Origin of the sequence: Streptomyces parvulus (assembly GCF_014648855.1) — a bacterium.
GTDB lineage: Bacteria > Actinomycetota > Actinomycetes > Streptomycetales > Streptomycetaceae > Streptomyces > Streptomyces parvulus.
Genome location: NZ_BMRX01000016.1, coordinates 125,898 through 148,041, shown reverse-complemented (window position 1 = coordinate 148,041; position 22,144 = coordinate 125,898). Strand labels below are relative to the sequence as shown.

At 73.4% G+C, this 22,144-nt stretch carries 17 protein-coding genes; 6 read left to right on the top strand and 11 right to left on the bottom strand.

Translation table 11 applies throughout. From position 1 onward, the window contains the following. Positions 1-18: 18 nt before the first annotated feature. The 8 genes from IE108_RS28880 to IE108_RS28845 all read right to left on the bottom strand — a co-directional run bounded on the left by IE108_RS28880 (position 19) and on the right by IE108_RS28845 (position 7,396). On the bottom strand, positions 19-921 hold the full coding sequence (locus IE108_RS28880) for a LysR family transcriptional regulator (RefSeq protein WP_064730866.1): 903 nt from the start codon (positions 919-921) through the stop codon (positions 19-21). A gap of 29 nt (positions 922-950) precedes the next feature. After that, positions 951-2,144, bottom strand: a complete 1,194-nt coding sequence (locus IE108_RS28875) for a glycine C-acetyltransferase (RefSeq protein WP_064730865.1) — start codon at positions 2,142-2,144, stop codon at positions 951-953. A gap of 36 nt (positions 2,145-2,180) precedes the next feature. Next, positions 2,181-3,209 (bottom strand): L-threonine 3-dehydrogenase, encoded by a 1,029-nt coding sequence (tdh, locus tag IE108_RS28870; protein WP_064730864.1) that lies wholly within the window; start codon positions 3,207-3,209, stop codon positions 2,181-2,183. Between the two features lie 172 nt (positions 3,210-3,381). Beyond that, the gene (locus IE108_RS28865) at positions 3,382-3,957 is read right to left on the bottom strand and encodes a GAF domain-containing protein (RefSeq protein WP_064730863.1); all 576 of its coding nucleotides are present in this window, start codon (positions 3,955-3,957) and stop codon (positions 3,382-3,384) included. Further along, a complete protein-coding gene (locus IE108_RS28860; protein ID WP_064730862.1) occupies positions 3,954-4,583 on the bottom strand; it encodes a GTP-binding protein in 630 nt (209 codons plus the stop codon). The genes IE108_RS28865 and IE108_RS28860 overlap by 4 nt, the downstream gene beginning before the upstream one ends. After that, entirely contained in the window at positions 4,561-4,935 is a 375-nt protein-coding gene (locus tag IE108_RS28855; protein WP_064730861.1) for a DUF742 domain-containing protein, read from the bottom strand. The genes IE108_RS28860 and IE108_RS28855 overlap by 23 nt, the downstream gene beginning before the upstream one ends. Before the next feature lie 2 nt (positions 4,936-4,937). Continuing rightward, positions 4,938-5,372, bottom strand: a complete 435-nt coding sequence (locus IE108_RS28850) for a roadblock/LC7 domain-containing protein (protein WP_064730860.1) — start codon at positions 5,370-5,372, stop codon at positions 4,938-4,940. A gap of 83 nt (positions 5,373-5,455) precedes the next feature. Continuing rightward, the gene (locus tag IE108_RS28845; protein WP_064730859.1) at positions 5,456-7,396 is read right to left on the bottom strand and encodes a sensor histidine kinase; all 1,941 of its coding nucleotides are present in this window, start codon (positions 7,394-7,396) and stop codon (positions 5,456-5,458) included. A gap of 606 nt (positions 7,397-8,002) precedes the next feature. Here IE108_RS28845 and IE108_RS28840 point away from each other — a divergent pair. The 4 genes from IE108_RS28840 (at position 8,003) to IE108_RS28825 (ending at position 14,818) form a co-directional block, all read left to right on the top strand. Next, entirely contained in the window at positions 8,003-11,521 is a 3,519-nt protein-coding gene (locus IE108_RS28840; RefSeq protein ID WP_229852485.1) for an ALF repeat-containing protein, read from the top strand. Between the two features lie 5 nt (positions 11,522-11,526). After that, positions 11,527-11,910 carry a hypothetical protein gene (locus IE108_RS28835; protein ID WP_064730858.1) on the top strand — a complete coding sequence of 128 codons (384 nt, stop codon included), beginning with the start codon at positions 11,527-11,529 and terminating at the stop codon, positions 11,908-11,910. A 168-nt stretch (positions 11,911-12,078) separates the two neighbouring features. After that, positions 12,079-12,585, top strand: a complete 507-nt coding sequence (locus IE108_RS28830) for a hypothetical protein (RefSeq protein ID WP_064730857.1) — start codon at positions 12,079-12,081, stop codon at positions 12,583-12,585. A gap of 34 nt (positions 12,586-12,619) precedes the next feature. Next, entirely contained in the window at positions 12,620-14,818 is a 2,199-nt protein-coding gene (locus IE108_RS28825) for a S1 family peptidase (RefSeq protein WP_064730856.1), read from the top strand. Between the two features lie 160 nt (positions 14,819-14,978). Here the strand turns inward: IE108_RS28825 and IE108_RS28820 are convergent, their stop codons facing one another. Together IE108_RS28820 and IE108_RS28815 are read right to left on the bottom strand one after the other, a co-directional pair. Continuing rightward, complete coding sequence (locus tag IE108_RS28820; protein ID WP_079163738.1) at positions 14,979-16,706, bottom strand: PP2C family protein-serine/threonine phosphatase; 1,728 nt, start codon at positions 16,704-16,706, stop codon at positions 14,979-14,981. Between the two features lie 520 nt (positions 16,707-17,226). Then, the gene (locus tag IE108_RS28815) at positions 17,227-18,369 is read right to left on the bottom strand and encodes an NAD(P)/FAD-dependent oxidoreductase (RefSeq protein ID WP_159394644.1); all 1,143 of its coding nucleotides are present in this window, start codon (positions 18,367-18,369) and stop codon (positions 17,227-17,229) included. 274 nt (positions 18,370-18,643) lie between these two features. On the opposite strand from IE108_RS28815, the gene IE108_RS28810 reads away from it, so the two are divergent. Next, on the top strand, positions 18,644-19,915 hold the full coding sequence (locus tag IE108_RS28810; RefSeq protein WP_064730855.1) for an alpha-L-fucosidase: 1,272 nt from the start codon (positions 18,644-18,646) through the stop codon (positions 19,913-19,915). Between the two features lie 26 nt (positions 19,916-19,941). Here IE108_RS28810 and IE108_RS28805 read toward each other — a convergent pair whose 3' ends face one another. After that, positions 19,942-20,502 carry a DUF308 domain-containing protein gene (locus IE108_RS28805; RefSeq protein ID WP_064730854.1) on the bottom strand — a complete coding sequence of 187 codons (561 nt, stop codon included), beginning with the start codon at positions 20,500-20,502 and terminating at the stop codon, positions 19,942-19,944. Between the two features lie 699 nt (positions 20,503-21,201). Between IE108_RS28805 and IE108_RS28800 the strand changes: the two genes are divergently transcribed. Continuing rightward, entirely contained in the window at positions 21,202-21,813 is a 612-nt protein-coding gene (locus IE108_RS28800; RefSeq protein ID WP_064730853.1) for an amidohydrolase family protein, read from the top strand. The last annotated feature ends 331 nt before the right edge of the window (positions 21,814-22,144 follow it).

Here is a 22,144-nt window from a genome sequence, read left to right as displayed (position 1 = left end):
GGCCGGGTTACGGAAGCCTCACGTCCGGGCCACCGCGTCGAGTGCGTCGAGGACCGGGCGGATCAGCGGGTGCTCCTCGGCCCCGCGGCGCACGGCCGCGAAGACCCGGCGGGTGGGCACGACCCCGTCGACCGGGCGGACCACCACACCGGTGAGGTCGGTGCCGAGCAGCGCCGAGCGCGGGACCAGCGCGACCCCGGCGTCGGCCGAGGCCAGCGAGACCACGGCCCGGAAGTCGTCCGAGGAGTGCTCCATCCGGGGCTGGAAGCCGGCGCTCTCGCAGGCCAGCACCACGACGTCGTGGCACGGGTTGCCCGGGTAGGGGCCGATCCAGGTGTCCTTGGCCAGCTCCGCCAGCGCCACCACGTCGGCGTCGGCGAGGCGGTGGGCCACCGGCACGACCGCGTCGAAGGGCTCGGCGTACAGCGGGACGTGGGTCAGCCGGGGGTCGTCGGCGGGCGGCGCCCCGCGGTACTCGACGGCGACGGCCACGTCGACCTGCCGGTCCAGGACCATCGGCAGGCTGGCGTCGCCCTCGGCGTCCTGGACGCGGACGCGGATGCCGGGCGCGGTCTCGGCGAGGCGGGCCAGCGCGGGCGCGACGACCAGCGCGATGCCGGTCGCGAAGGAGGCGACGGTGACGGTGCCGGCGGCGCCCGAGCCGTAGGCGGCGAGTTCGGCCTCGGCCCGCTCCAGCTGGGCGAGGACGGCGTTGGTGTGGTTCAGCAGGATCTCGCCCGCGGGGGTCAGCCGTACGCCCTTGGCGCCGCGCTCGACCAGGCGGTGGCCGGTCTCCTGCTCCAGGGCGGCCAGCTGCTGGGAGACCGCGGAGGGGGTGAGGTACAGCGCGGCGGCAGCCGCCGTCACGGTGCGGTGGTCGGCCACCGCTCGGAGGATGTGCAGCCGCCGCGCTTCGATCACGGGATCGATTCTCTCAGGTCACCGGCGTTTCACGCGGCGAGCTGCTCCCGGGCCGCGACGAAGGCGTCCACCGCGCGGTGCACGTCGGCCGTGGAGTGCGCGGCGGAGAGCTGGACGCGGATGCGGGCCTGCCCCTGCGGCACCACCGGGTAGGAGAAGCCGATGACGTAGACGCCGCGCTCGAGGAGCAGCTCGGCCATGCGGCCCGCCTCGGAGGCGTCGCCGATCATCACCGGGGCGATGGCGTGGTCGCCGGGGAGGATGTCGAAGCCCTCCTCGGTCATCCGGCTCCGGAAGAGGGCGGTGTTCTCGGCGAGCCGGACGCGCAGGTCGTCGGCGGACTCCAGCAGGTCGAGGACCTTCAGGGAGGCGGCGGCGATCACCGGGGCCAGGGAGTTGGAGAAGAGGTAGGGCCGGGACCGCTGGCGCAGCAGAGCGACGATCTCCGCGCGGGCGGCGACGTAGCCGCCGGAGGCGCCGCCGAGGGCCTTGCCGAGGGTGCCGGTGATGATGTCGACGCGGTCCATGACGCCGTGCAGCTCGGGGGTGCCGCGGCCGCCGGGGCCGACGAAGCCGACGGCGTGCGAGTCGTCGACCATGACCATGGCGCCGTAGCGGTCGGCGAGGTCGCAGATCTCGGCGAGCGGGGCGACGTAGCCGTCCATGGAGAAGACGCCGTCGGTGACGATCAGCTTGCGGCGGGCGTCGCCGGCCGCCTTGAGCTGAGTCTCCAGGTCGGCCATGTCGCGGTTCGCGTAGCGCAGGCGCTTCGCCTTGCTGAGGCGGATGCCGTCGATGATCGAGGCGTGGTTGAGGGCGTCGGAGATCACCGCGTCCTCCGGGCCGAGCAGGGTCTCGAAGACGCCGCCGTTGGCGTCGAAGCAGGAGGAGTAGAGGATCGTGTCCTCCTGGCCGAGGAACGCGGAGAGCCGGGCCTCCAGTTCCTTGTGGACCTCCTGGGTGCCGCAGATGAAGCGCACGGACGCCATGCCGTAGCCCCAGCGGTCCAGCGCCTCGTGGGCGGCGGCGACGACCTCGGGGTGGTCGGCGAGGCCGAGGTAGTTGTTGGCGCAGAAGTTGAGGACCTCGCCGGGGCGGCCGCCCGCGGTGACGTTCACCGTCGCGGACTGCGGGGTGCCGATGACGCGCTCGGGCTTGTGCAGTCCGGCGGCGCGGATCTCGTCGAGGGTGGCGCGCAGGTCGTCGCGCACGGAGTCGAACATCTGAGAAGCTCCTAAGCTCCTGGGAAAGCGGGTGGCTTACGCGGTCCAGTCGAGGATGACCTTGCCGCCCCGGCCGCTGGCGGCGTCGGCGAACGCGGCCTCGAAGTCGCGGTGGGAGTAGCGGCCGGTGATCACGGGGGCGAGGTCGAGGCCGCCTTCGAGCAGGACCGACATCGCGTACCAGGTCTCGAACATCTCGCGGCCGTAGATGCCCTTGAGGGTGATCATCGAGGTGACGATCCGGGCCCAGTCGACGGGGAACTCCTCGGCGGGCAGGCCGAGCATGGCGATCCTGCCGCCGTGCGTCATGTTGGCGATCATGTCGCGCATGGCCTCGGGGCGGCCGGACATCTCCAGGCCGATGTCGAAGCCCTCGCGCAGGCCGAGTTCGCGCTGGCCGTCGGCGATGGTGGCCTTCGAGACGTCCAGGGCGAGGCTCACCCCGACCTTGAGCGCCAGGTCCAGGCGCTCCTGGCTGACGTCGGTGATCACGACGTTGCGGGCGCCGGCGTGCCGGGCGACGGCGGCGGCCATCAGGCCGATCGGTCCGGCGCCGGTGATCAGGACGTCCTCGCCGACCAGCGGGAAGGACAGCGCGGTGTGCACGGCGTTGCCGAACGGGTCGAAGATCGCGGCGACGTCGAGGTCGACGGGGACGCGGTGCACCCATACGTTGCCGGCGGGCAGGGCGACGTACTCGGCGAAGGCCCCGTCGCGGCCGACGCCGAGCCCGACGGTGGCGCGGCACAGGTGGCGCCGGCCGGCCAGGCAGTTGCGGCACTTGCCGCACACCAGGTGGCCCTCGCCGCTGACCCGGTCGCCGGGCTTGATCTCGGTGACGTCCCGGCCGGTCTCGACGACCTCGCCGACGAACTCGTGTCCGACGACGAGCGGGGTGCGGATGGCCTGCCGCGCCCAGCCGTCCCAGGCCCGGATGTGCAGGTCGGTGCCGCAGATGCCGGTGCGCAGCACCTTGATGAGGACGTCACCGGGTCCGACGGCGGGCTCGGGCACGTCCGCGAGCCACAGACCGGGCTCCGCCTTCTCCTTGACCAGCGCCTTCAACGCTACGGCTCCTGACGGGTGAGGCCCGGGACCGCGCACGCCGAGGAGGCCCGCGTCCGGGGAGGGGAGGGGATCGCACTGCAATCTGCCGTACGGCACCGCTCCGGGTCCATCGAGCCTTTCTTAAGCCCGGCCGCAGCTTTCCTTCACGCCGCCCCCGGGCCCGCCCGTCTCACAGCGGGAGCCCGTCCTCGGCGCTGCGCTCGATGCGGCGTACGAGGTCGGCCGCCGTCGACTTGATCGTCGCCAGGCCCGCCGTGCCCCAGGTCCGGGGCCGCACGTCGGCGGCGGACACCGTGCCGAGGACGGTGCCGGTGCTGTCGATGAGCGGGGCGCCGAGGTAGGAGCGGATGCCGAACTCGTCGACGACCGGGTTTCCGGCGAAGCGCGGGTAGTCGCGCACGTCCTCCAGGACGAGGGCCTTGCGCCGGACCACGACGTGGGGGCAGAAGCCGTGGTCGCGGGGCTGGACGCGGCCGAACTCCGGTCTGGCCCCGACGCCCCGGCTCGCGGGCGGGGTGTCGGGGACCCGCAGGCCCGCGAAGAACTGCCCGTCCTCGACCAGGAAGTTGACCATCCCGTACGGCGCCTCGGCGAGGCCGGCGAGGTGCGCGGCGAAGCTGTCGAGGGCGGGGTCGGGGCGTTCCACCAGGCCGAGCCGGCGCAGCCGTCGCACCCGGGCGGGTGCCTCCCGGTCCTCGGGGGTGAGCAGCAGGCGTCCGGCCGGGCGCGGCGGGTCGTAGGTCATGGGCGGGCTCCGGCGCCGTACCCCGTGGTGGGGGCCGGCGTGTGGGCGATCAGGTGGCGGACGAGGGTGAGCAGGGTCTGTACTCCGGAGCTGGAGATCCGGGCGTCGCAGCGCACGATGGGGATCTCGGGGTGCAGGTCCATGGCGGCGCGCACCTCCTCGGGGTCGTAGCGGTGGGAGCCGTCGAACTCGTTGATCGCGACCACGAAGCCGAGGCCGCGTTCCTCGAAGAAGTCGACGGCGGCGAAGGACTCGTCCAGCCGGCGGGTGTCGGCGATGATCACCGCCCCGAGCGCGCCCTCGCACAGCTCGTCCCACATGAACCAGAAGCGTTCCTGGCCGGGGGTGCCGAACAGGTACAGGACGTGTTCCGGGTCGAGGGTGATGCGGCCGAAGTCCATGGCCACGGTGGTCTCTTGTTTGTTCTCGATTCCGTCGAGGTTGTCGGTCGCGGCGCTGACCGTGGTGAGCAGTTCCTCCGTGCTCAGCGGCGCGATCTCGCTGACGGCGCCGACGAAGGTCGTCTTGCCGACGCCGAACCCGCCCGCCACGAGGATCTTCAGGGCGGTGGGGAACGGGTCGGCGCGGTCGCCGTGGGCGTGGTCAGAGCTGTCGTCGTAGTCCATCGAGCACTGCCTCCAGAAGGGCCCGGTCCGTGGGGTTGTGGTGGAACGCGGCGGGGGGTTTGGTGGTCAGCGCGCCGCAGTCGACGAGGTCCGAGAGCAGCACCTTGGTGACCGCGACCGGGAGCCGCAGGTGCGCGGCCAGTTCGGCGACGGGGAGCGGCGCCCGGCACAGGTCGAGTACCTGCGTGTGCTCGGGTCCGAGGTAGCCGAGGGGGGTCGTCCCCGTGGCCATGACCTGGGACATCAGGTCGAGCGCGACGGTGGGCCGGGTACGGCCGTTGCTGACGGTGAAGGGGCGTACCAGCCGTCCGGCGGCGTCGTCGAGCCAGGGCCCGTCGCCGGCCGAGGCCACCCTCAAGGCCTCATCGCCGGGGGTTCGACGGCGTGCTGCCGGGGCGCGGTGACGAGGTACGGGCGGACGCTCTTGACCAGCATGGCCATCTCGTAGCCGAGCACGGCCGCGTCGGCCTCCCGGCCGGCCAGTACGGCCAGGCACGTGCCGGATCCGGCGGTGGTGACGAAGAGCAGCGTGGAGTCGAGTTCGACGACGACCTGCCGTACGTCGCCGCCGTCGCCGAAGCGGACGCCGGCGCTGCGGCCGAGGGAGTACAGGCCGGAGGCGAGGGCCGCCATGTGGTCGGCGCTGTCGGCGTCGAGACCGTGCACGGACTTCACCAGGCCGTCGCAGGACAGGAGCACCGCGCTGCTCGTGTGCGGCACGCGCTGCACGAGGCCGCTCATCAGCCAGTCGAGGTCGGAAACTTGGCCGGTGGGCGCATCGCTGGCCATGGTGGATCGACTCCTTGGGGTGCGAAGGTCTGCGGGAGCGCTGGTCGTGGGGTGCGGGGCGTGGGGGGTGGTCGCGGGGGCGTTCATCCGGACGAGTCCCGGGGGGTCGGCTCCATGGGGGTGGGCTCCAGGTGCGGTGCGGCCGGGTGGGGCGGCGCGGTGGGCGCGGGTGCCAGGTGGAGGGGGTCCGCGCGGGCCGGTGCCGGTGGTGCGGGTTCCCGGTGCTGCTGGGTCTCCGCGAGGCCGATGCCGCGCTGGAAGGCCGCCATCAGGCCGGGGTCGTGCCCGGTGTACGTCTCGGGTTCCTGGCGGGGGGCCGGGCCGCCGCGCAGTTGGGGTACGAGGTGCTCCTGGGCGCGGCGGCGGGGCAGTTGGGGTTTGCCCATGGTGCCGCGGACGGCGCTGTGGCGCGGTACGGGCGGGGCGTCGGCGTGTTCGGCGAGGACGGCGCGGTCCTCGGGGCGCACCCCCGGGACGGCGGCGGCCGGGGTGGGCCGGTGGCGGTGGGTGCCGCGCACGGGCAGCGGCAGGGGTTCACCCTCGGCGGCGGTGCGCGGCCGGGCCGGGCGAGCGTGCTGCGGTGCGGTGCCGGGTGCGGCGGGGACCGGCACGGTGGCCGCCGGTGGAGCGGCGGGAGCGGCGGCCACGGGGGCGACCGCGACCGGGGCGTCCGGAACGGGCGCCGTCCTCGGCGGAGTTGCCGGCGGCGTCGCGGGCGGTGCCGTCGGCGGCGTCTGCTGCCGGGGCGGGGGTACGGGCGCGGGTTCGCCGGTGACGGCGGGGACCGGCCCCGTCGCGGCGCCGGGGAGGGCGCCGGGCTCCGCGCCCAACAGGGCCTGCGGGACGACCAGTACGGCCTGCACGCCGCCGTAGATGTTGGTCTGGAGCCGGACGGTGATGCCGTGCCGCTTGGCGAGCTGGGACACGACGAACAGTCCGATGCGGCCGTCCGCCAGCAGGTGGGCGACGTTGACCTGGTCGGGGTCGGCGAGCAGGGCGTTCATCCGGGCCTGCTCGGCGGCCGGCATGCCGAGTCCGCGGTCCTCTACCTCCACGGCGAGGCCCGAGGTGACGAGGCTGGCCCGCATCAGCACCTGGGTCTGCGGGGCGGAGAACAGGGTGGCGTTCTCCACCAGTTCGGCCAGGAGGTGGATGACGTCGGCGACGGCGTGGCCGCGCAGGGTGCCGTCGATCGGCGGGACGAGCCGGACCCTGGAGTACTGCTCGACCTCGGCGATGGCCGAGCGGAGGACCTCGGTCATGTCGACCGGGTTGCTCCACTGGCGCCGGGAGACGGCGCCGCCGAGCACGGCGAGGTTCTCGGCGTGGCGGCGGATGCGGGTGGCGAGGTGGTCGACGTGGAAGAGGCCCTTGAGGAGGTCGGGGTCCTCGATCTCGTTCTCCAGCTCGTCCAGGATGGAGATCTCGCGGTGCACCAGCGACTGGAGGCGCCGGGCGAGGTTGACGAAGACCTCCAGCTTCTGCTCGCTGCCCGCCTGGCTGGAGAGCTGGGCGGCCCGGACGACGGCGGTGACGGCGCCGTCGTGGGCGCGGGAGAGGTCGGCGGCGAGCAGTTCGAAGTCGTCGGCGTCGTCGGGCGGCCCGCCGCGCGGCTTGCGCCGGGGCGGCTGCTCGCCGCGGCGCAGCGCCTCGACCACGGCGCGCAGGTCGCCCTCGCCCCGGGCGGTGCTGCGGCGCAGGGCACCGACGCGTTCGTGCACGGAGCGGGCGGCGCGGTCGGCGGCGACGGCGGCGATGACGACGGCCGCGGCGGTCACCGAGAGGGCGCCGGCCACCACGGCCCACAGCACCGGGCCGGGCCGGACGCCGGTGGAGCGGACGGTGAACAGCACGACCGCGCAGCCGCTGAGGGCGACGGCGACCGGTGGCAGCACGGCCAGACGCAGGAGTTGGGGCCGTATGTGGGTCTCGGGCAGCGCGGGGGCGGTGCGGGGGGCCGGCCGGCCGTGCCGCCCGCCCTCGCGGCGGTCTGCGCGCGCGGTCGGGGCGCGGAGGTGAGACATCGGGGTCCTCGTACTGGTCCGTCGGTCTGGGTGCTCGCGCGTGGTGACGGAGTGCCACGCGGGCAGGCGACGTCGCGCGGGCACGCGTCATCGCTGTGTCGACCGAGTGGACCGGGGGATCCGGCTCTACGTCGCCCGACGGACACTGACAGTAGTCGGCCGCCCCTCAAGTGCGGTGGGCAGTTGCCAAACTCCCCCGGGCAACGTCCTGCTCTGGTATGAGGCCTCGTACGACAGCCCGATAAGCCGGTGAAGCACCCGTTCCCGAAGGGCGGGAGACCGGTCGGACTCGATCAGAATCGGTCACTGTCGGTAGCCGGGCCCGGTCCGGTCCGAGCCGGGTGGCCGGCGCCGCCGGCATCACTCGTCCATCTCCCGTTCGCCTGCCGGACGGACACGGTCAAGCCCGGGTTTTCTCCATCGATTCGTTACCAAGATCGTCACAACCCTTTCGGGAGGTGACAGGCATCACGGCGAAGGCTCGGGAATTACCCGGCTTGCACCCGGTTTCTGCATTGGACGATCCCCCCGACCTGCGGCTTCCATAGACGACTTGGACCGCAGGGGGGGCGGTGGGATTCCCCTCGTAGGCATGAGGGGGGCGTTGTGTCACAAGCATCACGGGTTTTCAGCAGACGCCAGTCGCTGGCCATTCTCGGCGGGATCGCGGCGGGTACCGCGGTGCCCCTGGGCGCGTTCGGGTCCGGGCGGGCCTACGCGGCGGAGGCCGCGGCGGCAGACGGCGGGGCGCAGCTGCCCGACACCGACCGCGCCAAGATCGTGGAGGCGTACCGGACCGGGGGCCGCGCGGTACGCACCGCCGCGGCCGCGGCGCTCGTGGGAAGCGCCGACGACGTGGCCACCTTCCTCGGCGAGAAGCTGCCGGCGGCCACGGCCGAGGACAACCGGTTCACGCTGACCGAGGCCCTGGTCAGCGGCGGCAAGGCGACGCGGGCCGGGATCGGGCAGGCGCTGTCCGGCGGGGACGCGGCGGTCGCCGCCTATCTGCGGGGCGGCTACGAGTCGGCCGTGCACGAGGACCTCGAGGTGGCGGTGACCACGGTCAACGCCCATGGCGGCAGGGCCGTGAAGCGTGAGTCCTCCAAGGCCCTCGCGGCCGGTACGGACTTCGCGCTGCGGGACTTCCTCAGCACCGGGCAGTACGACGCGCACGACGAGGACCAGCGGGTCCAGGTGACCTCCATCCTCGTCACGGCGTCGCCGCAGGTGCGGGAGTACGCGGAGCGTGCGCTCGACGACGGGTCTCCCCGGGCGATCCAGTGGTTCCTGACGACGGGCCAGTACATCGCCCGGGCGCGGGACGAGGAGTCGGCGGAGATCCAGCAGCTGGTCAAGATCGTCGAGTCGGAGGGCAGGCTCGCCGAGCGCCGGACGGACGAGGCGGTCGAGCTGTCCGAGCAGGCGGTCCAGGCCGCCGAGAAGGCCAAGACGGCCGCGCTGGAGGCGAAGGCCGAGGCGCAGGCGGCCGAGCAGGACGTGCAGCGCTCCGCCAAGGCCGCGAACAAGGCGGCGCGGGCCGCCCAGGGTGCCGCGGCCGCCGCGTCGACCGCGGTGTCCGCCTCGCGTACCGCACAGGTCGCGGCCCAGCGCTCCGTGGCCGCCGCGAACGCCGCTGCGGCGGCCGCCGCGGCCGCGGGACGCGCCGCCTCGCGTGCCTACCACGCCGCGATCAGCGCCTCCAAGAACGCGAACATGGCGGAGGCTGCCAACCAGGCGGCGAAGGCCGCGCGGGCCATGGTCGACTGGGTGCGCACCGTGGCCGCGAAGGCCAGGCTCGCGGCCCTCGCCTCCGACGCCGCCGAGGCCGCGGGCAACGCCGCCGCGGGTGCCGCGGTCAACTCGGCCGCCGCCGCGCGCGCTTCCGCCGACGCCGCCGTGTCCGCCGGTGCCGCGCAGTCCCAGGCCGCCGAGGCGCGGCGCCAGGCCGCCATCGCGGAGGCCGCCGCCGGCCGGGCCACGGCCGCCGCGAGCCGGGCCTCGGCCCTGTCCCGCAGGTCGGCCGCCGCCGCCCGCACCGCGTCCGCGGCCGCCGACAGCGCCGCCGACCACGCAGGCAAGGCCGCCGACGCGGCCGAGGAAGCCGCCCGCAACGCCGGCAAGGCCGTGGACTACGCCAACCGCTCCACCGCCGCCGCGAAGGCCGCCGTCGAAGCGGCGACCAAGGCGTACGACGCCGTCGTCGAGGCTCGGGAGGTCGAGAAGGAGGCCCGCGAGGCCGAGAACGCCCGGCTGAGCGAGGAGACCGCGGAAGCGATCGAGGTCGCCAAGCAGCAGCGGAGCGCGGAGACCGACCGCCTGGAGCGCGCCAACCGGGAGCGTACGCAGGAGACGCGGCTGTCCGGGGAACTCGTCGCGCTGATCACCGCGATGGAGGCGGCCCTGGCCGCCGGCCGGACCGGGGAGGCCGTGGACAAGGGACGGCAGGCCGCCGTCCGGCTGCTCGACGGGTCGGGCACATGGTCCCGGGAGGCCGCCGCGTACGCGCTGGCCGGCGGCGACGAGGACGTACTGCGCTGGATCGAGGCCGACCGGCTCATCGCCCTGCAGCAGGACAACGCGGAGTTCGCGGCGGCCACCGCCGCCATCTCCACGCAGAACGTGGCCGAGGCCGCCGCGGCGGCGCTGCAGAGCGAGAACGCCGCCACCATCAGGGCGTTCCTGGAGAAGGGCGCGGTCGAGGCGGCCAGGGACGACAACGAGGTCGAGGTCACCACGCTGCTGGCGGACTCCTCGACCGGCACCGCCGTACGGCGTGCCGCCGAGGCCGCCCTGACGGACGGTTCCGCCGAGGCGCTGCACACCTTCCTGCACGTGGAGCGGTCCGCCGCCGTCCACGAGGACGACAGGGTGGCGGCCACCACGCTCCTGGCGAGCGGCGGCCCGTACGTCAAGGCGGCCGCGCAGGTCGCTCTTGAGGGCGACACGCACATGCTGCGCCAGTTCATCGGCACGACGCAGCACGAGTTCGCCCGCATCGACCACGATCACGCCACGCACATCAGCGCGATCCGCGCGGCCATCGCGCGGGCGGCAAAGATCGCCCAGGACGCCCTCGAGGACGCGGCACGCGCCTCCGAGGCCGCGGCCCTCGCCAGGCAGGCCGCGGACGAGGCCACCGACTGGGCCGTCAAGGCGAAGGACTGGGCGGACGACGCCAAGGACTCCGCCGAGGAGGCCCGCAAGAACGCGGAGGCCGCCGAGACCTCCGCCGCCGCCGCCGAGCGGTCCGCGCAGACCGCGGCCAACGCCGCGGCCCAGGCGCGCAAGGCGAGCAGTGTGGCGCGGGACGCGGCGAACCGGGCGGTGCGCTCCGCCGAGACGGCCGCGTCCTACGCCGCCGACGCGCAGGCGTCCGCCACCCGCGCCCGGCAGGCCGAGATCGCGGCGGGCAAGTCCTTCGCCGAGGCGGCCGTCGCGGCGACCGAGGCCTGGATGAAGGTCGTCCAGGCCGCGATCAAGCAGGCGATCCAGGACGCGCTCGACAACTCGAAGGTGCCGATCGACGGCGAGACCGGCCTGCCCGACGGGGCCGAGAGCTGCCTGACGCCGTTCGGCGACCCGATCGAGCACCGCAACAGCAACAACCCGTGGGAACTGGGATGGAGCTGGCTCACCGGCAACGGCCCCAGGACGCAGTGCTTCGGCCCCAACGACGAGTTCACCGGCATCTACCGCGAGCACGAGCACACGAAGGGAGTGCTCGCGTACTTCCTCAGGGAGTGGCAGCGGACCGGCAAGTTCGAGATGGGCCACACCTACAAGTACGACTACACGCTCAGCGGTCCCGAGGGGGCGGGCAAGTACCTCACGGACTACGGCACGCTCACCACGGGCGGGCTCACCGGCAACCTCGCGTACACCTTCCTGGGCTCGCACCAGGTCCGCATGACCCCCATCCGGAAGAACTCGGACGGGTCGGTCACCTGGCGCTACACCGCGTACAACGAGTCGGACATCGAATCGGCGACCCACCCTCCGGTCATCGGCTACACGGAGTGGTGGAGCGACACCGTGGGCGCCTTCGTCGACAAGGTCGTCGGTGACGAGGGACCGCTGTCGCCCAAGAACCAGGTGATCGAGTTCGACGTTACGCTCGGCCCGTGATCCGTATGACGACCCGTGGACGATGGCTCTTCGCCGTGCTCGCCGCCTCCGCGGTGCTCCTGTCGGGGTGCTCGGACGCGGCCGTCGACCCGAAGAAGCTGCCCGGTGTGTACCGGGACGACGGCGGCGGACGGATCGAACTCTCGGCGGACGGCACCTTCTCGGCCTCCCGCGTCACGACGCGGGAGGGCGGGGATCCGGTCGATTTCAGCGGCAGCTGGGACTACGAGGACCCGGGCGGCTCCAGCGACTTCGTGTACCTCGGTGTCGAGGACGGCGGGCTCGGCATGACCGGCGGGATCCAGCTCTACGTGGACGACGAGGACACGCTGTACTTCCAGTCCGACCCGGACGGACCGGTCACGCAGGAGCTGAAGAGGACGAGCTGAGCGGACCGGCGGCGACGTCGTTCCGCACGTGGTCCGGACGTATCTCCGGACGCCTTTTCGGGCACAGGCCTGCCCGTTTCCGTCCGCTTCGGGGACGGGACGGGCCTGCCCGGCGCCCCGCCAGCAGGGGCTTTGACACCCATGAACTGTCGACCTTCTAGGACTGTGATGAAGACACGCAGCGCATTCGTGCGCATTCTCGGTGCCGCGGCCACCGCCGGCGCCCTCGCCTGGGCCGTGCTGGCCCAGGGCGGCCCGGGCACCGCCGGCGGCCCCGCCGCCGAGACCGTCGCCGGCTCCGAGCCCGGCTACGCGGTCGAGGACTACAACTACCCGGACGCCGACAAGATCCTGGCCGAGCAGAACATCGCCCTCAAGCGCGGCGACGGCCACATCGTGCTCGCCGACTGCGCGAGCGGGGACAACCTGCTGCAGTTCCTCGCCCGCGAACACGAGGACGTCTGCTTCCAGGTCACCGCCGACGAGGGCTTCCTGACCCTCGAACTGCCCGCGGTGCACGGAGTGAAGACGGACGACTCCACCAACACCCACCTGGAGATGACCGCCGAGGGCGACCAGGTCGAGTACGACATCCCCGCGGACACGTGGAAGGGCGTCGGCGAGTCCGTCGACGGCCGCGAGCACGTGCTGGTCGAGATCCGCGTCACCAACTAGGCGACTCCGTAACGTGATTGAGGAATCCTCTCGTATGTCTTCCACCAGACGCCCCCGCCTGGCCGCGCTCGGCGCGGTCCTGGCCGCCGGGTCGCTCGCGTTGAGCGCGGCGCCCGCCGCCGCCGTCACCGGCGGCACACCGGTCGCCGACTCGGACACCACCCGGGCCTACGCCGCGAAGATCACCGTCGGTGCCCACGACCGCGGCTGCTCCGCGGTCCTCGTCGACTCCGAATGGCTGCTCACGGCGGCCAGCTGCTTCGCCGAGAATCCCGCGGCCTCGCTCGCCGTCCCGGCCGGCGCCCCGGCCAGGCCGACCACCGCCGTCGTCGGCCTCTCCGGCACGCAGGGCGCCGAACGCAACGTCGTCGAGATCGTGCCGCGCACCGACCGCGACGTGGTCCTGGCCCGCCTCAGCCGGCCGGTCACCAACGTGGCCCCGGCCCAGCTCGCCACCGCGGTGCCCACCGCCGGTGCGGAGCTGAACTTCGCCGGGTACGGCCGCACGAAGACCGTCTGGGCGCCCTCCCAGCTGCACACCGGCACCTACACCGTCGACTCCACCGCGGCCACGTCCGCGGGTGTCACCGGCAAGGCCGGCGCGGCCGCCTGCATGGGCGACACCGGCGGTCCGGTGCTCTCCGGCGGCAAGCTCTTCGGCCTCAACAGCCGGTCCGCGCAGGGCGGCTGCCTCGGTGTCGACGAGGCCCAGACCTCCACCGCGGGCGTCGTCGCCCGCGTCGACGACCTCGGCTCCTGGATCGCCGAGAAGGCCGCCGCCACCCGCATCACCGACTTCAACGGCGACGCCGTCGAGGACATCGCCGTCGGCGACCCGATGGCCACGGTCGGCGGTCACACCACGGCGGGGCTCGTCCGCGTGGTCCACGGCGGCGGCAAGGGCATCGCCGAGATCAACCAGGACCTCGCCTGGGTGCCCGGCGACGCCGAGGCCGGGGACCACTTCGGCAACCACCTGGCGACGGTCGACTACAACGAGGACGGCTACACCGACCTCGTCGTGTCCGCCTCCGAGGAGAACGTCGGCAGCGCGGTCGACGCCGGCTTCGTCGACATCCTGTTCGGCGGCAAGAACGGCCTGGGCAGCGGCCCGGCCACGCGCCACCTCGAACAGGGCTCCGGCAACGGTTCCATCGGCGCCTCCGCGCCCGAGGAGGGCGACCGGATGGGCGCCTCCCTCGCCGCGGGCACCACCGCCGAGGGCAGGCCGTGGGTCCTGATCGGCACGCCCGGCGAGGCGCTCGGTTCGCTCAAGAAGGCGGGCGCCGCCTTCTACGTGTACGGCGACACCAACGTCACCGTCAACCAGGACATCTCGGATGTCCCCGGCGCGGCCGAGGCCGACGACGCCTTCGGCACCTCCGTCGCGGGCGACGCCAACTTCATCGCCATCGGCGCTCCCGGTGACGCGATCGGCGGCAACGCGAACGCCGGAAACCTGGTGGTCCTCAGCCACAAGATCGGTGCCGACGGACGGCTCACCGTGGTGACGGGCATGGACCAGAACAACGAGAAGATCAACGGCGCCGCCGAGGCCGGCGACGAGTTCGGCGAGGCGCTCGCCCTGGTCGCCTACCGACCGTCCGGCGCCGCCACGGCGACCGACTCGATCCTCGCGATCGGCGCGCCCGGCGAGGCCCTGGCCCCCGAGACGGGCGCCGCGCAGCTGGCCGGCGCGGGCAACGTCATGCTGGTGCACCTCAAGCCCAACGGCACCTGGGACTACATGCACGCGCTGAACCAGGGCTCCTCCACCGACGACCGCTCCGGCACGATCGAGGCCGGTGACCACGCGGGCGCTGCCCTCAGCGCGGTCAACACCGCGCCCCGGACGGTCGGTTCGGCCGCCACCCTGAAGGTCGCCGTGGGCACCCCCGGCGAGGACCTCGCAAGCGCCACCGACGCCGGCGCCGTCCACACCTTCTCGCTCCTGGACTCGGCGGGCGCCAACGACCTGTGGGTCGAGGCCGGCGACGGCGACGGCGTTCCCGGCTCCCCGGCCACAGGGGCCAAGCTGGGCAGCAGCATCCACTTCACCCCGCGCAACCTCTACGCCGGCATGCCCTACGGCCCGGCGGCCACCGGAGCACTGCACGTCCTGCCCTTCCCGAACGTGGTGACGGGCGGTACGAGCAGGCCCGCGACCACGTACCAGCCGGGTCAGGGCGGACTCCCCGCCAACGGCAAGTACTTCGGGTACTCGGTCCGGTAGCACCCACCGCATCACGGCCTGCCCCCGGGGACGCCGACGTCACGCGTCGGCCGATGCGGGGGCAGGCCCCTGTCGGCCCCGCCGCGCTCCGGCCCGGCGGGGCCCAGTGCTGCTCGCCCTCGCGTCGGGGCGGGCGGCGCGGCGGCCGGCCACCCGGCCGTCAGGGCAGGCAGCGCACGGCGAGCAGGGTGGCGTCGTCCGTCTGCGGCGAGTCGGACATGGCGCGCACCACGTGCTCCGCGTAGGCCTGCAGGCCCCCGGTCCCCCGACGGAGGGAGGTGCGGGCGAGCCGTTCGGCCCGGTGCCGGAGCAGTTCGGTGTCCGCGTCGATGTCGCTGCCCCGCCGCTCGACGAGACCGTCGGAGTACATCAACACGACGTCCCCGGCGGCCAGTACGGTCTCGACGGCCGTGTAGGCGGTGTCCGGCACCACGCCCAGGGGCAGCCCCGTCGCGTCGGGCGGCAGGGCGAGCGGCCGCACTCTGCCGTCGCGCAGCAGCAGCGGAGCCGGATGTCCGGCACTGACCCAGCGCAACAGCCGGCGCTCCGGGTGGTAGGCACCCACGATGGCGGTGGCGGTGGACTCGGGTCCGTCGTCGCAGGCGACGTCGGAGAGCCAGCCGGTGAGGTGCTCCACGGGGTGGGCGGTGAAGGCGAGGCCGGCCAGGGCGTAGCGGAGTTTGGCCATGAGGGTGACCGCGGCGAGGCCGTGGCCCCGGGCGTCGCCGAGCGCGAGCAGCGTACGCCCGTCGGGCAGGACCCGGGCCTTGTACCAGTCGCCGCCCACCCCCGCCCCTTCGTCGGGCCGGTACACCGCGGCGGTCTCCAGGCCCGAGGGCACCTTCCCTCCGGCGAACCGCGGGGAGAGGGCGTCGCGGAAGGCGGCGGCGACCTCGCCGAACGCCTGGGCCCGGTCCCGGGCGCGCGTCGCCTCCCGTTCGGCGTGCCGGGCGCGGTGCCGGGTGAGGCGGTCGCCGGTGACGTCCATCATCACGCCCCGCACCGCCCACACGGGTCCGCCGGGCCGGAACACCGGCTCCGCGAGCAGGCGCAGGACGCCGTTGCGCCGGGCGGGCAGGCGCAGGTCGCACTCGGCGGTCCGGCCGCGCAGCAGTACGTCGTAGAGCACCTGGTAGAGGGATTCCGCACCGGCGTGGTCCGTCATGGCCGCCACGTCGACGAGGCCGGGCAGCGGGGCGTCGCGGTGCAGGCCGAGGACGTGCCGCACGCCGAAGGAGGCGCGGGGCGGCTGGCCGGTGAGGTTCCACTCCATCCAGCAGGTCCGGGCCAGGTGCTGTGCCGCCCGGGCCAGTGCCTGCCGGTTGCCGCGCTCCCAGGCCACGAGGAGGTGGTGCGGGCCGCAGCGGGAGACCCGTACCTCCGCGCTCACCCGGGCCACCTCACCGTCGGGAGCCCGCAGCGGGAACTCCACCACGGTGGGGCCCTGGATCTCGCCGCCTCGGTACGCCTCCGCCAGCATGCGGGGCATCGCCGTGTGCGCCATCTCCGGGAACCGCCCGAACAGCGGGACCGGCCTTCCCGACCAGGCCGGGAGGGCGGCCGGCGGGATCACCGTTTCGGAGTAGCGCAGGGCGGCCCGGTTCCGCCCCACGTACCAGTAGTCCCGCGGGACGCCGTCCCGGCCGAGGACCGGCGCGACGAGGAGCGCCGGCATCGGGATGGCGTCCATGGTCTGCTGCCATCCGGGCTCCGGCAGGGACGGCGGGCCGGCGCCGGGGTCCTGCACGGGGGCCGCTAACCGCTCGCCGGGGCCGTCGAAGTCGGTGATTCTGCGGCGCTGTTCGGCGAGGAGGTCGGTGACGACCGTGAGGTCCCGGTGATGGGCGGCTCCCTCACCGCCACCACCCGCAGGGGACGCAGGGGACATGCTCGCTCCACCTTTCGCAGGCCGGGTGCCGCACTCGCCACGCCCCGCCGGGCAGGCCCTCCGCACGCTCGTCCCTACCGCGCGGCACACCCGGCCCAAACAGCGCCCGGCCCGCCCGGCGACCCGCGGCAGCGGCTCGTCGCGAGCCGGACCGCCGCGCTCACCGCCTCCGGCGACGTCACCCGAGAGCAGACCGCTGTCGAGGGCGAGGGCGACCGCTCACCGGTGGGGCCCGGGTCCCCTCCCACCTCACCGCTCCCCCGCGAGGTCCAGATCCCCCGGCTCGCCCCACCCGCGCCCTCGGCGGACCGGGGACGCCTCCGTCTGCGCGAGATCGGCTCCGACACCGCCCGCCACCACGTCTCGACGGACACCTGGAGGTCGAGGTTGGCCCGTACGCCTTCTTCAAGCGTCATGTGGATGTCCGGTTACATGACGCTCCATCAGGCCTCAGGGCCGCAACCCCACCGCTGCATTCCATTGGCCGAGTCGAGCTTCTGGAGCTGGAGCAGGACCGATCTCAGTGATCTTGCCGGAGCCGAGTCGTCGGTGCGGGCGACAGGCGGTCGGGGCGGAGGGCGGTAGCCGGGATCCCGTACCCCGCCGTTTCCGGGGACAGCGTTCCGTCGGCGACGACGTCAGCCGCCAGGCGGGCCAGCGCCGGGGCCATCTGGATGCCGTAACCACCCTGTCCGGCCAGGAAGTGGAAGCCCTCGTGCCCGGACCACTCGCCGATCACCGGCTCGTGGTCGTCGACGAAGTTGCGCAGGCCCGCCCACGCGCGTCGCACACTGCGCAGCCCGAGCGTGGTCGTCTCCGCGATGGCCTCGAGTGCGCGCGCGATCTCCAGTTCGTCCGGGCGCGGTCGGCCGGGAGACACATCCGTGGCGTCCCCGGGCGAACCGAGGATGAGCCCCGCTTCCGGTTTCACGTACCAGCGCTCGCAGGCGTCCACGACCAGCGGTAGTTCGCCGACGTCACCCGCGAACCCGGTCGGGCTGACGAAGGCCGTGCGCCGCTTGGACCGGATGCCGAGCGCCGGTACGCCGGCGCGGCCGGCCACCTGGTCGACCCACGCCCCGGCGGCGTCCACGACCTTCGCGCAGTGCACGACGTGTTCGCCTGCCGTGACGTTCCAGCCCTGGCCGTCGCGCTCGATCTCGCGCACCGCGGCGTTGAACAGCACGGTGGCGCCGCGCCGCCGCAACGTCCTGAAGTACGCCTGGTGCAGGCCCGCGACGTCCACGTCGGCGGCCGTCCGGTCCACCGCAGCGGACCGGACGCGCTCGCTCCGCAGCGGCGGGCACAGGCCTCGCGCATGCTCGGGGGAGAGTGACTCCAGGTGCGGTGAGGTCCGCCGCAGCTCGGTCAGGGTGTGCTCGCTCGGATCGTCGGTCGCCACCCAGAGCAGGGGCCGCGGTCGCAGCAGCGGCGCGTCGCTGCCGGCCATCGCCTCGAAGAGCGGATGGCTCGCCCGGGTGAGCGCCCGCACCCCGGCGCTTCCGTAGGAGGGCAGGAACGCGGCGGCGGAGCGGCCCGTGCTGTGCTCCTCCCCCGAGGCGGCCGCTTCCACGACCACGACCGACAGCCGCTCGGACAGCTCCGCGGCCACGGACGCTCCGGCCATCCCGGCACCGACGACCACGACATCACTGCTCAGCAAGGGATCTCCTTCGACCGTGGGTGGGCAGACGCGGGTTCTCCCCGACCGTGGCCCTGATGGGGCCCACTCTGGTGGGTCTCCGAGGGCGCGGCGACCGACAGATGTCAAAGGGATCGGACCGCCGGCGCTACAGCACGGCACGCGCCCGGCCTGCTCCTGGGCAGCTGCCGGCGGACCACATGGTGGCCGTCGAGCCCGGCCGGGACCGATCCGCGGCGACAATCACGGGGTCGGCCCGGACGCACAAGGCGAGATTCCGCGAGGACGGTCCATCATGACCATGCAACCCTGGTTCACCGAAGCCAAGCTCGGCATATTCGTGCACTACGGCATCTACTCGGTCGAGGGCGTGCCCGAGTCCTGGGCCCTCTTCGACGGCGTGATGCCGCACGAGCGGTACATGAGGCAACTCGACGGCTTTACCGCGTCCGCCTACGACCCCGGCGCCTGGGCCCGGCTCTTCGCCCGCGCCGGGGCCGGGTACGCCGTTCTCACGGCACGGCACCACGACGGAGTGGCCCTGTGGGACACGCGGTTGAGCGACCTGAACGTGGTCCGGCGCACCCCCGCGGGCCGCGACCTGGTCGCCGAGTACGTGAGCGCGATGCGAGCCGAAGGGCTCAGGGCCGGTCTGTACTACTCGCACTCCGACTGGAGCCACCCCGACTACGCCTCGCTACGGCACCCCCACCCGCCCCACCCCGAACTGGTCGACAGCGGCTACGTCTCCCCCGCCCCGGGCGCCGAGGACCCCCGCGCCTGGGACCGCTACCTCGACTACCGGGACGGCCAGGTGCACGAACTGCTCACCCGGTTCAGGCCGGACCTGCTCTGGTTCGACGGCGAGTGGGAACGCTCGGCCCGGCAGTGGCGGATGTCCGAACTGGCCGGGACGATCCGGGAGACGGCACCGGACACGGTGTGCAATGCCCGGCTGCTCGGCCACGGCGACTACGCCACGCCCGAGCAGGGGCTGCCCATGTCCGCACCCGAGACCCCATGGGAGCTGTGCCTGACCGTCAACGACTCCTGGGGCTACCGGCCCCGGGACGACAACCACAAGAGCGTGGCACAACTCGTGCGGTACTTCGCCGAGACGATAGGCATGGGCGGCAATCTCCTGCTGAACGTGGGACCGCGGGCCGACGGCACGATCGTCGCGGAACAGGCCCGACGGCTCGAAGGGCTGGGTGACTGGATCCGGCGCCACTCCGCGGCCGTCCACCGCACCGTCGCGGGCCTGCCGCCGGGGCACCACTACGGACCGAGCACGTTGTCCGCCGACCGCCGCACGCTCTACCTGGTCTGCTTCGACCCACCGAGCGAAACGGTGGCGGTCCGCGGCCTGCGCAACGCGGTGCGCCGGGTCAGCGTCCTCGGGACCGGGACCGAACTCGCCCACCGTCGCACCGGTGGTCTGCACGACGTCCCCGGCGTCCTGTGGATCGACGCGCCCGACCCGGCGGACCTCGCCCGCCACGGCAGCGTCCTCGCCCTCGAACTCGACGGGGAACTGGAGCTGTACACGGGCCGGGGCCGGGCGTGAACCAGGCGCCTCGGAAGTGCGGGTCGTCAGCTTTCCCTGGCGGCGCGGCCGAGGCGCAGGGCGGAGATGAGGAAGAAGACGCCGCCCGGGACGGCGTACCCGACGGCGCCGGTGAGCGTGGGGGCGTCCGCGCCGGCGGACGCGACGAACGAGGCTCCGGCGAGCACGGAGATGGCACCGCTGAGGATCATCGGCCACTGGCCGCCCATCGTGCGGCGGGGAACGGCCACGATCAGCTGGACCAGACCGGAGACGATCGCCCATGCGCCCCACACCCGCAGCACCGCCGGGATCCCGGACGTCGCGGCGATGCCCACGCTGACGGCCGCGACGAGGCTGACCGCCATGTTGACGTAGAGGAGCACCGGCGACCGGGTCTCGCGCGAGGCGTTGGCGTCGACGACGGCGGCACCGACGTCGAACAGCGGATACACCACCAGCAGCACTCCCGCTACGGGGGTGATCTTCTCGGCCATGGTGAGCATGACCAGGGCCCAGACGATGGCGAACGCGAACCGGACGAAGTACAGCCTCCGCAGTGCGGAGGCGGGCCCGGTGGTGGCGGACGGAGCGGCGATGGTGGTCATGGTGAACCTTTCGATGGGATCCGGAAGCGGAGAGGTCCAAGGGCGGGCCGGTCGTCCCGAACGGGCGGGCGCGCGGGCCTGGTGACAGCACCTCGGGGAGACTGAACGTTCTGTCTTACAAGACTTGCAACACCGGACCCCCTTGTCAAGACCGAACGTTCTACCTACCTCTCCGGCGGGGGCGGCGGCATGACGCGGGGCCGCAGGCGCGTGGAAATCGCATCGTCGGGCACTTCGGCGCGGCGGCGCGCACGGTGTCGAGTCCGACAGGTCCAGGTCGCGACATCCGTCGTGAGACCGTGGACCGCGTGGCCCGCTAGCGTGAGACGCGTTACCGAGGCCCGCCCCGCGAAGCCGCAGACGAGTCGCCCTCGCTTGCCCTTCCTTCCGCCTTGGGCAGGTTGCCGCCCCTCCGCACCCGGACCGAGGAGTCACCTCCGACACGATCACCCGGATCAACGAGGTCTTCGAAGCCGGTGTCGGCGCGGACCTCCTGTGGCTGCCGGCGGAGCAGGTGCGCGACCGCGTGCGCTCCTACCTCGACCGTGGACTGGCCGACCTCGTCAAGTACGGCTCCAGCGGTCATCAGCAGATGGACCACATCCTCTTCTCCGAGCGGACGCAGCGGATGATCGTGGAGGAGGCGCACCGGGCGGGGCGCACCGCGCAAGCCCACTCCACGACTCCGGAGAGCTGCGGATGGAGGTCGAGGCCGGTGCGGACCTGCTCCAGCACCCGGACGCCTCCGGCCGGCACCCGATCCCGGACGACCTGCTCGACGACATCGTGCGGCGGCAGATCCCGTGCGCGTGCATGGTCCAGACGGAGCGTTACGTGGCGTGGAACGAGGCCCACGGCATCCCGCCGATGCAGTGGCTGCACGCGACCAAGGACGTCAACGACCGCAGACTCATCGACGCCGGCGCGAGGATCCTGCTCACCACGGACGCCTACCGCAGCCGCCCCGAACTGCGGTTCACCGCGATGGCTCCGCTGCTTCAGGGGGACGACCTGCTGACGGAGCTGGGCGAGGGGCACTTCCTGTGGTTGGAAGCGGTCGCCGAGCGGGGCATGCGGCCGATGGACGCGTTGCTCGCCGCGACGAGGAACATCGCCGAGGCCTACGGAAAGGCCGATGAACTCGGCACCGTCGAGAGCGGCAAGCGGGCCGACCTGGTCATCCTCGACGCCGACCCGCTGGCCGACCCGCGCAACTACCGCCGCATCGCCGACGTGTTCAAGGACGGCGCCCGCATCGATCGCGACGCGTTGCCCGAGAGCCCGTGGGCCGAGATCCGGGACGCCGGCTGAAGGGCTTTCTCCGGGAACTGGGTCGGTGCTCGACACGACCAATGAGCCGCAAGGCCAGGCCGCGATGGTCCGAGGGCCGTTGGCCGGGTTCTGGGAGCCGTCGAAGACCTGGTAGCCGAGGTCCTCGGCAGGGTGTGCGGTCGGTGTGCAACCGACGCTCACGGTGCCGACGGGCATCCCGCCGGCGCGCAACCGGTCCGCCGCGGCGACCGCGCTGTCGCGTTCGTTCCTCGCGGCCAGGCGCTGTTCCTCCCGCGACGGGCTTCGGCCTCACCGTCTCGGCTGGGCCAACCTGCACGTTGGCCGAAATGGCCATGTAGTAGAGCTCTGG

Coding starts and splice junctions, on each gene's coding strand:
- IE108_RS28875 (WP_064730865.1), bottom strand. CDS start 2,144: ATGTTCGACTCCGTGCGCGACGACCTGCGCGCCACCCTCGACGAGATC.
- IE108_RS28845 (WP_064730859.1), bottom strand. CDS start 7,396: ATGTCTCACCTCCGCGCCCCGACCGCGCGCGCAGACCGCCGCGAGGGC.
- IE108_RS28860 (WP_064730862.1), bottom strand. CDS start 4,583: ATGGACTACGACGACAGCTCTGACCACGCCCACGGCGACCGCGCCGAC.
- IE108_RS28810 (WP_064730855.1), top strand. CDS start 18,644: ATGACCATGCAACCCTGGTTCACCGAAGCCAAGCTCGGCATATTCGTG.
- IE108_RS28850 (WP_064730860.1), bottom strand. CDS start 5,372: ATGGCCAGCGATGCGCCCACCGGCCAAGTTTCCGACCTCGACTGGCTG.
- IE108_RS28865 (WP_064730863.1), bottom strand. CDS start 3,957: ATGACCTACGACCCGCCGCGCCCGGCCGGACGCCTGCTGCTCACCCCC.
- IE108_RS28830 (WP_064730857.1), top strand. CDS start 12,079: ATGAAGACACGCAGCGCATTCGTGCGCATTCTCGGTGCCGCGGCCACC.
- IE108_RS28825 (WP_064730856.1), top strand. CDS start 12,620: ATGTCTTCCACCAGACGCCCCCGCCTGGCCGCGCTCGGCGCGGTCCTG.
- IE108_RS28800 (WP_064730853.1), top strand. CDS start 21,202: ATGGAGGTCGAGGCCGGTGCGGACCTGCTCCAGCACCCGGACGCCTCC.
- IE108_RS28820 (WP_079163738.1), bottom strand. CDS start 16,706: ATGTCCCCTGCGTCCCCTGCGGGTGGTGGCGGTGAGGGAGCCGCCCAT.
- IE108_RS28835 (WP_064730858.1), top strand. CDS start 11,527: ATGACGACCCGTGGACGATGGCTCTTCGCCGTGCTCGCCGCCTCCGCG.
- IE108_RS28805 (WP_064730854.1), bottom strand. CDS start 20,502: ATGACCACCATCGCCGCTCCGTCCGCCACCACCGGGCCCGCCTCCGCA.